This is a genomic window from Coleofasciculus sp. G3-WIS-01, from assembly GCF_040223135.1.
Taxonomy (GTDB): domain Bacteria; phylum Cyanobacteriota; class Cyanobacteriia; order Cyanobacteriales; family Coleofasciculaceae; genus Coleofasciculus.
Map to the genome: position 1 here is coordinate 42,834 of NZ_JAVJZI010000241.1, position 12,443 is coordinate 55,276.

At 43.2% G+C, this 12,443-nt stretch carries 13 protein-coding genes; 1 reads left to right on the plus strand and 12 read right to left on the minus strand.

Annotated elements, in window-relative coordinates; genetic code table 11:
* Positions 1-65 precede the first annotated feature (65 nt).
* Positions 66-860, plus strand: a complete 795-nt coding sequence (locus tag RIM23_RS24810) for a Uma2 family endonuclease (protein ID WP_446370279.1) — start codon at positions 66-68, stop codon at positions 858-860.
* Between the two features lie 240 nt (positions 861-1,100).
* On the opposite strand, the gene RIM23_RS24815 is transcribed toward RIM23_RS24810, so the two are convergent.
* From RIM23_RS24815 to RIM23_RS24870, 12 genes are all read right to left on the minus strand, one after another.
* Complete coding sequence (locus RIM23_RS24815) at positions 1,101-1,418, minus strand: type II toxin-antitoxin system RelE/ParE family toxin (protein ID WP_446370281.1); 318 nt, start codon at positions 1,416-1,418, stop codon at positions 1,101-1,103.
* Complete coding sequence (locus RIM23_RS24820) at positions 1,415-1,747, minus strand: type II toxin-antitoxin system Phd/YefM family antitoxin (RefSeq protein WP_446370283.1); 333 nt, start codon at positions 1,745-1,747, stop codon at positions 1,415-1,417. The genes RIM23_RS24815 and RIM23_RS24820 overlap by 4 nt, the downstream gene beginning before the upstream one ends.
* 224 nt (positions 1,748-1,971) lie before the next feature.
* Entirely contained in the window at positions 1,972-2,970 is a 999-nt protein-coding gene (locus RIM23_RS24825) for an MraY family glycosyltransferase (protein ID WP_446370285.1), read from the minus strand.
* Positions 2,971-3,179: 209 nt separating this feature from the next.
* The gene (locus RIM23_RS24830; protein WP_446370287.1) at positions 3,180-4,154 is read right to left on the minus strand and encodes an NAD-dependent epimerase/dehydratase family protein; all 975 of its coding nucleotides are present in this window, start codon (positions 4,152-4,154) and stop codon (positions 3,180-3,182) included.
* Positions 4,155-4,171: 17 nt separating this feature from the next.
* Positions 4,172-5,386, minus strand: a complete 1,215-nt coding sequence (locus RIM23_RS24835; protein WP_446370289.1) for a glycosyltransferase family 4 protein — start codon at positions 5,384-5,386, stop codon at positions 4,172-4,174.
* The gene (locus RIM23_RS24840) at positions 5,371-6,585 is read right to left on the minus strand and encodes a glycosyltransferase family 4 protein (RefSeq protein ID WP_446370291.1); all 1,215 of its coding nucleotides are present in this window, start codon (positions 6,583-6,585) and stop codon (positions 5,371-5,373) included. Before RIM23_RS24840 ends, RIM23_RS24835 begins: the two co-directional genes overlap by 16 nt.
* 48 nt (positions 6,586-6,633) lie before the next feature.
* Complete coding sequence (locus RIM23_RS24845) at positions 6,634-7,566, minus strand: NAD-dependent epimerase/dehydratase family protein (protein ID WP_446370293.1); 933 nt, start codon at positions 7,564-7,566, stop codon at positions 6,634-6,636.
* A gap of 5 nt (positions 7,567-7,571) precedes the next feature.
* Positions 7,572-8,414, minus strand: coding sequence for a methyltransferase domain-containing protein (locus RIM23_RS24850; RefSeq protein ID WP_446370295.1), 843 nt, complete (start codon positions 8,412-8,414; stop codon positions 7,572-7,574).
* A gap of 3 nt (positions 8,415-8,417) precedes the next feature.
* Positions 8,418-9,203, minus strand: a complete 786-nt coding sequence (locus RIM23_RS24855; protein ID WP_446370297.1) for a class I SAM-dependent methyltransferase — start codon at positions 9,201-9,203, stop codon at positions 8,418-8,420.
* Positions 9,190-9,819 carry an acyltransferase gene (locus RIM23_RS24860; protein ID WP_446370299.1) on the minus strand — a complete coding sequence of 210 codons (630 nt, stop codon included), beginning with the start codon at positions 9,817-9,819 and terminating at the stop codon, positions 9,190-9,192. The genes RIM23_RS24855 and RIM23_RS24860 overlap by 14 nt, the downstream gene beginning before the upstream one ends.
* A gap of 62 nt (positions 9,820-9,881) precedes the next feature.
* Entirely contained in the window at positions 9,882-11,090 is a 1,209-nt protein-coding gene (locus tag RIM23_RS24865) for a glycosyltransferase family 4 protein (protein ID WP_446370301.1), read from the minus strand.
* An 8-nt stretch (positions 11,091-11,098) separates the two neighbouring features.
* The gene (locus tag RIM23_RS24870) at positions 11,099-12,376 is read right to left on the minus strand and encodes a hypothetical protein (RefSeq protein WP_446370303.1); all 1,278 of its coding nucleotides are present in this window, start codon (positions 12,374-12,376) and stop codon (positions 11,099-11,101) included.
* Positions 12,377-12,443 lie beyond the last annotated feature (67 nt).

The window sequence follows — 12,443 nt, forward strand, 5'->3', positions numbered from 1 at the left end:
ATTATACCATAGAGAATTGGTACTACCTGTTTCCTTTACCAAAACGTTGGAACGCACCACCGCTTATGTATCAAACTGATCCCCCCCGCCCTCCTCAGGAAACTCTACCCACCATGTATGATCTACCCAGTGAAGAGGTGGAGGAACCTGGCTTGCCCGATGAGTTTCACCGATTGCAGGCTGACTTGCTCAGTCAAACTTGCCAACCCCCGAATCAGCCTATCGATCAAGTGTTTGTCGCCAGTGACTTGAACCTTTACTATGATCCGCGTCATCCCCGTTGGTACAAGCGTCCTGATTGGTTTGTCGTTCTTGGGGTGCGCCGATTTACCCAGCAACAGGATTTGCGCTGGAGTTATGTGATTTGGCAGGAGGGGGTTACGCCTTTGCTAGTGGTTGAGTTGCTTTCCCCCGGTACAACACCGGAAGATTTGGGGCAGACATTGCGGGATGTGAACCAACCGCCGACGAAGTGGGAGGTCTACGAGCGAATTTTGCGTATTCCTTACTATGTGGTGTTTGATCGGTATGTCAATCAGTTTAGAGCTTTTTGTTTATCGGGTACTCGTTATCAGGAGTTATCGCTACAAAATCAGCGGCTGTGGTTGGAAGAATTACAGTTAGGGTTAGGCATTTGGCAAGGGGTGTTTGAGGAGACTACGGGATTGTGGCTACGTTGGTATGATGGGACTAATCGGTGGATACCTACACCCGCCGAGCAAGCTGAGCAGGAACAACAACGGGCGGAGCAATTGGAAATGCAGTTAGAGCAGGAGCGTCAGCGAAGTGAGCGGTTGGCAGAACGGTTGCGGGCGTTGGGGATTGATCCAGATGCTTTGAGTGAGGATGACCTAGGATAATGATGTTGCTGAAATTATACTGGGAAGCAACGTTTCGCGATCGCGAGATAGACCGTAGTGGGCTGACACAGCTAAAATAAAAGGTGGCATAGATTGTAGGTTGGGTTGACCCAAGGAAACCCAACAGAATCTAGGAACCCAGGTTCCCTACTACAAGCCGAATCTAATCCATCAGATTAGGTGTGCCACGGTGCGACGCCACTACGGTGACAAAACGCCGACTAGTCTACGATTAGATCGTCACATTTCTTCTTCTTCCTCTTCTTCGGCGAAAATACGCTCTATATCCCGTCTCCCATAAAGCACACGCACCACCTCAATTCCATTTGTCAGGGGAAAGTAAAAAATCAGATAGTCCCTAAATGGAAAACTCCGCAGTTCCGGTAACAACTCGTCACGAGTACGCCCCATATAAGGATTTTGGGCAAGGGTCTCCAATTTAGCATAAAGCTTTCTCAGAAAATCGGCTGCCTGCTCTTGACTACTATGTTCTTCGAGATAGTCCCAGAGATCATCTAAATCTGTCTGAGCAAGAGGACGCTTGAAAATTTCGCTCATACACCTTGCTTTGTGCTTCGACGTTCAAGACTTCGTGCTTGACCTCGACGGATCACGTCTTCAATGTCAAGTGGTGTGGCTTCTCCGCTCTCAACTCCTTGACGGATTTCTGTCTGTAAGGCTTTCAGCTTAACTTTCTCTAATTCCGCTTCGAGTTCCTTGAGGCGATCTTGTAGATGTTGGAAACTGAGGGCATCTTGGACAATCACAGCCGCCTCACCGTTTATTGTCAGTACCATTGGTGCTTTCGTTTCTCGGATGCGTTCTATATAGTTACTGGCGTTGCGCTTGAAATCAGTGAGTGAGTGGATATCTTGAAGGTTAACCATGGAATAGACCTCAATTAAAATCCAGATTAAGACTCTAATTAGATGCTACAGGTTTCCTGATTGGTCGTCAATGGGACATCTAAGCTCCACCTGGGGCAAGTAACTGTAACCAAAATTTTGGACACTTCTAGTCTGATGGATTGAGCCTGAATCACCCGTCTGATATTAGTTAGTTAGATCCCCGACTTCGTAGGAGTTGTCGGGGATCTGGTAGGGGCGACATTTTAAACGATCGCTCTTGTCGCCTGGAGATACATTTCCGCGATCGCGAGTCCTATCAGTACCCCAATTAAACTGAACCAACTCCCTAGAGTGCCGAGAGTAGTGATTAATAGGATAATTATACTGGTGGCAATCAGGTAGGTGAGGGCGACTTGGCGATGAGTCCAACCGGATTGCTGAAGCCGCTGGTAAAGATGGCTACGATGCCCCTTAAAGATGTTTTCTTGGCGGATGAGGCGACGGATCAGGGTGTAGATGGCATCAGCGGTGAGTGGGAGGGTGATGGCGAGAGCAGACCAGGCTTGTATGGGGTTATTGGTATTGAGCAGGGCGATGGCGACACTCGCTCCCAGGACAGTGCTACCTGCATCGCCCATGAAGATTTTCGCGGGAGACCAATTCCACCAGAGAAAACCCAGGAGGGCGGCGACAAGCAGCCAGAATAGGGGTTGGTTGAGGTAAAGTGCTAGGAATGCTATCTGGAGGGCGGTGACGCTGGCAACCAGACCATCTAAACCATCCATGAAGTTGTAGAAGTTAATTAGGGCGGTGATGCCAATTAGGGTGAGTGCGATCGCGAGGATTTGACCGACTATACCGAAGTTAGGGAGCCAGGGTAGGGGGAAGGAACCGAAACACGCGATCGCGAGACTGGCGACAGACAGATGCACTAGGTAGCGTATTCTGGCGGGAAGCCCTTGGCGGTCATCGATGATGCCAATGATGGCTAGGGGGGTGAGGATGAGCCAGAGGAAGGTTGGGTTGGGGTTAATTTGGGGGTTGGATAGGAGTTGAGGGAAAGAACTGGCGAATAGAGAGGCAATTAACCCCGTTATCGCAAAAGCCAGGATGAAACCCAAGCCACCACCACGGGGAGTGGGTTGGGTATGGGAACTGCGATCGTTGGGGATGTCTAGTAAGTGGTTGCTGAAGCGTCGTTTAATTATATTGGTCAGGAGGATACTCGCCAGAACACTGGCAGCCGCAAGAACAGTTAACATGTTCGTCTATTACACTTCTCACACACACTTTTTCTACTATATGACCTATTGGTTTCTGGTGAGTTCCGTTAGAGAGGTATACTTCGCACGGTCAAATTTGTCATTCTGAAAGGAGCGATAGCGGAGTGAAGAATCTCACCAGATGTTACGCTGTACTTCACTAAGCTCTGCATGACAAAAGCTCAGTTTGTGACCGCGAACAGTATACATCAGCGCAAGGTTTTTGAGAGTCCTTCGTCAACGGTGTAGGGTGGTTGCCAGTTTAGGGTGTTTCGGATGTGGCTGCTGTCAACAACTAAGGAACCTAGCAGGCGGTCAATGGTTGAAGTATTCAGAGGTAGGGGGCGTTTAGTAAATTGTTCGATGGTATTTCCTAGATGACCTGCCATTTTGAGCAGGCTGGGTGGTACTGGGAGGAGGTGACAAGGGCGTTCTAAGTGGTAGGCTATCTTGCGGATTAGTTCGGGTGTGGAGAGGTCTTGACCATCGCTAACCAGGAATGTTTGGTTTTTGGCGTTGGGGTGAGTTAGACAAGTCGCGATCGCATCAACGAGATTACCGACGTAGAGAAGGCTACGGCGGTTGTTAACGAGACCGAAGGGTAAGGGTAAGCCTCGATTGATGAGTTTAACTAGGCGTTCCATGTTACCAGGGTTGCCAGAACCATAGACTAGGGTAGGGCGTAGAATAGTCCAGGTCATGCTGCTTTGGCTGGCAAGATCGATTAGGGCTTGTTCGGCTTGGAGTTTGCTGCGTCCGTAAGGAGTATCCGGTTGGCAAGGGGAGGTTTCCGTGAGGGGATGGTCGCTTAGGGTAGCCATTGCGCCGATGGAGCTGATAAAGATAAAGTGCTTTACTCCTGCTTGGATTGATTGCTGGACGAGGTTCGCAGTGCCGTCGGTGTTAATTCTGAGAAATTCTGCTTCCGGATTTAGAATTTCCTCTCCTAGGATGTGAGCGCGAGCTGCTAGATGAATTACAGTATCAATATTTTTGAGAGCTTGTTGCCAATTCGTGTCGCCGTTAATGTCTCCGATAGTAACGGAAATAACAGAAGAAGGAAATTGATTAGAGGAACAACGGTCACGAATAGCAGCCGTAATTTGCCGATCTGGTTTATCAATGTAGGGCATGAGATGGCTAGCGATGAAGCCTTTAGCACCAGTTATGAGAATAGAGTTCAATTGTCTACAGGTTTTAACTAATTGAGCAGTTCGGTATTAAACAATAGCTTTTCATACTCATCTAGGGCGCGGCTGAATGTGTACTTTTCTTCATAAAGTTGACGAGCTCTTTTTCCCATTGCTGTCACTCGTTCTGGGTCTGCTGCTAGTTTAGCGATCGTATCTGCCAGTTGCTGAGGGTTATGAGGGGGACAGTTAATACCGCAACTATAGTCATTCAGAAGTTGCTCGATATAAGAACCTGTAGAGGATATCGAAAGGATAGCTCGACCCGCTGCCAACATCCCATAAAGTTTGCAAGGGGCAATAATTTCCTCAGCACCTTCAATAAGGCTGACTAGGGAGACATCACAAGCTGTGAGTGACAGGGGTATCATCTCTCTAGGTTGAAAAGGTAGTAATAAGACATTAGTGAGCTTATAATTGCACACATAATTCTCTAGCATTGATCTTTTGAAACCATTTCCAATAAAAATAAACTGTATAGGTTGATTACTCAGCATGTAAGCCGTGTTAGCGAGACTTTCAATATCGTGAAGGCGTCCCATATTACCTGCGTAAAGTACAGTGAAAGTTTCCGTTAAGCCATATCGCCTAGCAAACTCATTTTCTTGCTTCTCGCAGATAGGAATAGCCTCAATAGACCAATTTTCTATAATCCTTATTTTTTTTTTCTGTTCCAGTTTAAAATGTTTTTTTTCTAAAAATTCTTTCATGGATTGACTAAGCGTAACCATCGAGTTAGAATACTTAAAAGTTAAATAGCTTAAAAAACTAAATAGCTTGAATAAAATACTATGAGGTTCTAAAATTCGGCAAAGAACAGCAGATTCCGGAAAAATATCTTGCAGAATAAAATAGAATTTACCTTTTTTAATAGAACTAAAGTAGATACCAATAACTCCAGAATAAGGAGGATTCGATGTAATCAGTATAGGAGTACTACGATGAACTTTAAATGTTACATATATCAAGCTGCTCACTAAGAAAAGTAGAGAATTAGCCGCTTTGTATAAGATACTGGGGTTTTGTTGGCTCAAGGAAAATGAACGCGATACTTCCACTTCTAGTAGGGCGTCATTAGTAGTGTTTTTCTCTGCACTACTACTAGTGAAAACCTTTAACTGATAACCTCTTGCTGCAAGTCCCTTCGCTAAATCAGTCATTAGTTGGGCAGTCGAAGCAAGACTGGGATAAAAGTATTGAGAAATTATGACTACTGATTTTCCCATTTTTTTCGAGCTAAGAGTTGCTTATATATCTGTACAGTTCGTGTTGCCGCAAACTCCCACGAAAATAATTCCTGCTGCCTTAACTTACCGTTATTAGACAGTTTCTGTCTAGCTCTTTCGTCAGACAATAGAGACTCAATAGCTGCTTGAAAAGTCTGAGTATCTCCAGGTGCTGCCACAATGCCAGAGGCATTTTTTAGTTGATATGGAATGCCTCCAACGCTGTAAGCAACAACTGGCAAACCACTAGCCATTGCTTCCAAAATAGTTAGTGGGAGGGTATCTGCCAAGCTCGGAAAAAGTAGGAGAGTAGATAAATGATAAAGTGCCCTTTGGTCAGTCAGTGTCAAATAATCAGTAAAGACAACATCTACTTGCTTTGCTGGCGGAAAATTTTCTCGCCAGCGTAATGGTTCTTCAGGGTCAGATAACCTACCTCCAATAACTACAACAGCAGGTTTCGATAATTTTGAAGCAATCTTCAATACTATATCTAATCCCTTATTTGCTGTATGATTCCCCACAAACAACAGTATTGGTCGCTCTAAATCCAGATTAAACTTTTTCAGAACCTCTTGAGACTCTTCCTCTAAAGGTTTATTCAGGAAAAACGGATTAACTCCATTGGGAACTAGATAAATTTTATCTTCACTAAACCCCATCCTGATGAGCATTTTTCTCTCATCAGGATACCCTGATAGAACAGCATCCACATAACGGCTAGATTTTAGATGGGGCTTAGTAATCCACTGAGTCCATGCCCACTGCTTGAATCCATTCAGACTGTAGTTGGGGTTCATGACCTCATAAAAACCATGGGTTGAAACTACCACCTTTATACCTGCTTCATGGGCTTGATGCGCTATTCTTTCAAAAGCTAGAGCAGGAAGCGGATTTTGCAGATGGATGATATCAGGAGGATCGATTAGAAGTTTATCAAGTATATCACTATCTAGAAAAAAAGCTTTTGCCTGCTTAGGAAGTAATTGACCTAAAAGCCCAAATTTGACTTTCGTTGCATACTGCCGGATTTTTAAGTTATCCAGGTATAGTTCTTGGTTATCATCCCACATTCGCCAAAGTTCTATAGGGAATTGGGGCGCAATAAAACGAGCGTGCCACTCAGCAGCGATCGCGGCACCACCCAATCGGCTACCAGACGTAGACAAATTAATGATAATAGCCTTTGGTTTACTCATATCTCGACTTATCTCGCCTGTTCATCATTTTCCCTGACTCCGAGTGGCTTAGACTCTTGAAGTTTGCTGAAACCAGCGAACATAGTTCTCCAGACCTGATACTAATTTATATTGGGGAACAAATCCCAGGGTCTGGAGGCGTGTGGTGTCGGCTATTAATACAAAGGGATCACCGACTCGACTCTGACCAGAGAATTGCAGTTCAGGTGATTGACCCCAAGCATTGCATAGCATCATCGCTACCTCACGGACACAAGTGCCGAACCCAGTGCCACCATTGACTACAAAGGGAGCTTGAGAAGCACTGGCTCCTGCCGCTATCAAGACACGTACTGCATCTTCTATATAAAGCCAGTCACGGATTTCATGACCCGTTCCATGAAGCCTCAGTATAGAGGGAAACTGGTTCAAACGACAACATAAATCCCAGAGGAGTTGTTTGCATAAACCAGGACCATAGACAGAAAATAAGCGTATGATCGCGATTTGCAAACCATAGTTATGGGCGTAAGATTCACATAATAATTCCGCTGTACGCTTGTGGAATCCATAGGGAGAATAGGGGGTAAAATACCCATTCTCTATAATGGCATCCCGATGACCATCGCCATAAACAGCCGCGCTCGAAGCGAGTACTAATCTCGCCTCTGGTACATATACTCGAATCCATTCCAGTAGTGCTGCTGTGGAGATGACAGAACGCCGGAAATCTTCAGCAGGTGCTTGTACAGACAAGCCAACTGAACTACCTCCAGCAAGATGATAGATAACGTCAGGTATCCCCGCTCGACTGAGAAGCTGCTGTAAGTTGGAGCCTTCAATTTCCCCGTTGACCCAAAAGGATAAGCCAAACTTAGCAGCTATCTCTGGAGGTAATGCTCCATGACCAACTCCTAAAACCTGATGCCCCTGTTGTGCCAGATATTTTGATAAGTTACTACCAATGAAGCCACGAGCACCTGTTACCCAAACTACTGCCATCAGGTTTAATCCTCCATCTTATGACAAATGAAGCTGAAAAGACGTCCTGGTCTTTGGTCAATCTTAGAAAGTAGATGTAGGAATTGCGGAAAAATGTGATCGCTCAAAAGTAACTGAGAAGCAATTTTACCACCTAGTATGCGGTTAAAGCGTTTCTTCAACTCCTCCTTAAGCGATGTCTCTGTCAGTGGGGCATAATTAATAACGCTGTCAAAAGAGCCGATGACTTTCTCAATTTGTAGCCCAGCTAACGTCATTGCTCCTAAATACTCGTTAAGCAGATAAGCATTCTCTCCGCCGTAGAGGTGATGAAGGGGATGAGCATCTAGAAATTTAGGTAAGTCGCGTTGGTAAGAAATCACATGCTCTCGTACTGCTACTAAAACTCCCCCAGGTTTGAGGACGCGATAGATTTCTTGAGACAATTCCCGCAAGTCTTGAGCGTGATGTAACGCTTGTCTAGCAAATACCAGGTTAAACGTGCGATCGTTAAAGGGGAGATTTTCACCAATTCCTTGGATAACCTCGATAGCCAACTTTGCTTCTTCAGCTAGCTGCTTGATCGCACCACATCCTACGAGATTACTTTGATCGGGTTCCAAGGCTTTGACTTGCCAACCATCTTTTGCTAAAGAATAGCTGGCAATACCATTACCAGCTCCCAGATCTAGAGCGTATCCTTCCTGCATGGGAAAAAATGCTCTAATTGCTTGCCATTCGGGGCTTTGCCAATAACGGGCTGCTGTAGATTTTAAAGGGCGATCATAGTAACAGTCCCGCACGATCTTCTGCTGATCTGGTTGAGCAAGCAGCCATCTAACAGCCTCTTCCCAAGTGCAATATTCCACGACCTACACCTCAGCTTTAGTTGCAGAGATTAGAAAGCCGCTACCTGTACCCGGTGCAGCTTGCCAGGGTAAATTTCCAAACTTAGTACGCCAACGTCCAACTAGCCAAGATGCTGGGAGAAATCGCTCTAGTATTATTAGCGGTGAAATTCGTTTCCGAAAATAATGGGCGCTGTAACGATAATCCAGACCGGCCAAAACTTTTGAGGTAGATTCTGGAAAATAATCTGTGAATGTCACATCTTTAAATTTATGCCGTTCTAGCACATCGCGCCATTCCCTTTCATTGAGAGCATGATAAAAAGGCTGAAAATTCCTATAGCTATTTGCCGTTTCTGGGCTAAGGGGCCAGCGATCAAAGTAGCGATTATTGAGTACATTTAAGTAAACTTTTCCACCCACCTTTAAAACTCGTGCAATCTCTGATATTGATTTATCTAAATTGAGTATATGTTCAATTCCGCTGTTATTGATCACGGTTGCAAATTTTCCATCCTTAAATGGCAAGGCTATACCAGCATCAGCACACTCAAGTCGTGTGTAGTTACCCCGTTGCGTAGCGGTATCCAGTTGTTTTTGGCTAAGGTCAACTCCTGCATCCATAATAGTCTTGGGAAATGCCATTGCCGCAATGTAGCCATCTCCACAGCAATGATCGAGGATTGGGTGTTCTAATTGGATTTGACTCAATAATTCCAGCTCGGGAATACGGCATAATGCAACTGAAGGTGAGTTGGTATAGTGATTGAAAAGAGGATAAAAAAATTGACTTTCTTTAACTGTTTTCATCAAGGTATTTTACAATTTTATTCTGAAGGAATAAGCTATTGGCAGGAACATCCTTTGTGATTATACTTCCCGCTCCGATAATACTACCTGCGCCAACTTTTACACCTCGTAGAATGATGGAATTAAACCCAACCCAAACATCATCTTCAATGATGATAGGTGATGAGATAATATTGTCTGCTTTTGGGGGATGTCCTTGTTGAACTATCTCCACAAAATGCTCATGTCTGGCTTGAGCATGGAGGGGGTGACTGTTGGTATCGTGAATGTTAACATTGTGAGAAATTAAAACTCTATTTCCGATCTTAACTTGTTCGGATGACCAAATTTTAGATCCTTCACCTACAAAACACCATTCCCCAATTTCTATACTACCTCCATGAGCAAAGGTTAATAATTCTCCACAAATCACACTATTTGCCCCAACTTTAATGGCATCACGTTGCTTGCGAATGTTATAAACTCTACCACGATATACAAATTTCGCATCCTTGTGAATAGAAGTAATAGATCGGCAGTGTAAATGGTAAGCTTTTGTTTCTAAATAACGTAGAACCTTGAAAGGTAAATATAGGTTCTGAGCCACCCAATTTTTCAACTCTAAGTTCCAACCCATAGGTTTGTTCTATTTCCACCCCAACCTAATAACTCCAGTTTCAGTGTTAAAAGCTACCAGCGCTACCTCCTCTGTGAGCTAAGTGCTGCTTCATATTCCTTAAGCCTGCGCTTGGCTACAGAGTACCAGCTAAATTCCTTTAGCATCTTCTCACTCCCAAAAGAACCAAGCTGTTTCCTTTCTTTGAAATTATGCAAATGAAGCAGAACCCTTACTAAATCGTCTAAATCATTCATTTTATACACAAGACCATTGCCTTCTACGTGTTCGCGATAAACGATTCCATCACTAACAATGATTGGGATTCCACAAGCTGCCGCATCTAGCATTGATGTACTTTCATTTGTTGGCCAAACACCGATATCAGCCGCACGGTAGTAAGGAGCCAGTTCACTGAACGGCATAAAGTCTAATATTCTACACGAAGAATGAGTTTGGATTAACTTCTTTTGTAGACCGTTACCAATGAACAGACCACAAAATGCTTCTCCCATAGAACGCAGTTGAGATATAGCTTTTGCTAGGATTAGCGCATTTTTCTCTTCGGTGAACTTTCCCGTGTATATACATACAACATCATTTTCGCCAAACCCAAGGCGTTGACGCAACGCCTTGCGCTCTTGAACTGTAGCATCCGAGATGGCTGGAAAAAAGAAATCCGTATCTACCCCTAAATGCATGACTTCAACCTTGTGTTGTTCTACACCGAAGAAACGCCAAGCAATCTCCGCGCAGTCTTTTGTAGGTGCATAACACTTTTCAGTAGCTAAACTGACTAGACGACCCAGTATCGTTCGGGTGACAAAGCACTTAAGTCGCTCTCTATGCCAGAAAGGCGTCTGTCGCTTCGCTAACGGAAAGCAACTGGCTGCAGTATGGCTTCCCGTAAATAGCTTATATTTCAAAACAGGTTTGAATAAGGAAGCATCAAGCGGAATCCACCCAATCGCAGGCAAAGATTGAACAATATCGGGGCGAATGGTTTGTAGTTTATCCCACAAGCCTACTATACGCATATATCCCATCAGCCTCTTGTGAGCCTGTATGTGCAGTGTGTAGCCATCATATCTCTCTACCGTACCTGGAGGCAATACTGTCGAATCAGTAAAGTTACCATATGTTTCCTTAAAATCTTTCATCTGATAATAATGCGGCAAATCCATAGCTATCATATGGACATCTACGCCTAAACGAGCCAGATATTTGGGCAGAATGTTTCCCAGGTAGCCCATGTTCTTTGAGAAGGTTTCAGCTATCAATACTATTCGCATGAAAAACCTTACTTATTCTTACTTCTAAAATCAATACGACCTCCCTTCTGTACAGCCACAATTGGAATAGTGTACAAGAGTAGGATGGCTATTCCAAAACCCGCTGTAAGAATAGAAGTTAGAAAACTAGTGTTTAATGAATACAAGAGTGGCACTAAAACCATAGATAGTACAAGCCTCTGATCGCGGACTCGGCAAAACCCGTCTATTAAACGTAGCGAGATTGCAAAAAGTGGAGCTAATAGAAATACTCCAAAATCACGGAAGTTCATGTAAGCATCTGAAATCATGTCAGCATTAGCGGAAACATGAGGATTACCATAGTATAATTTTCCAATGACATACCAAGGCAAAGTATCATAAGGGTATTGAACAAAATTTTTTAAAATGCCATGAGCAAGGTATGTAGGAGAGTTTTCTGAAAAAAAGTCATAATGTTGAAATGATATGACTGCTGGCAGAATCAGTAAACGATTAGTAAAAATTGCCGTTAACCATGTCTCTCCAATATAAAAAGCCATAGAACTCAAGAAAATTATTGTTGCCATACTTAGGGCTAGCCACGAGAAAGAAATTATTCGAGATTTGCTTCTCCATGTTATAACTATAATCAAGGGGATTATCAATAGAAATGTTTTTTGACCGGAGGCGGCAAACAGTAAAATTTCACCGCAAATACTTACCCCTAAAGTTAGGTATTTCTTGTTGATCATAGAAAAGCTGATAAAAAAAGGCATAATGATGCAGCCCATCCAATTAATAAAATAATTAGATAAAGGTAAATTAAAACTTAATGATGCCCTGAGGTTATAAATATCTACAAAATTTATAGTTAAATAGGAGTTATTAGCTGATAGAAAAGCTAAAATCGCATAAGCAATAATACAAAAAGAAAAAAAGTAGAAAAATGTAAGATTTTTTTTTGTTTCTTTTAAAATAAAAATCCTTGCGAATAAGGGTTCTATTTTAATTGGTATTTGTATAATACAAAATACAAATAACCAAAACAATGTTACACTATACATCCAATATCGTGACTCATTTGATAAACCATAAACAGTTAGCAACGGAACGTAATGGATGATCAAAAACAACCAAATTACTGTATATGAAATACGATGTATCTTAGCTTGTATAGCTAGGACAATGACAGTAAGGAGACAGTAAGATTCTACTAATTTACCTAAATTCAAGTCTAGGGTTAGGGTGAATGGAGCGTAGCGTCCAGCCAAAACATAATAACTGGAGAGATCTAAGGTTATTTTCAAAATAAAAGCATTAACCAAATAAATCAACTTAGTTTTACTTATACAAATATCTAACATATTATCTAACTAACAAGCATCAAGGCGA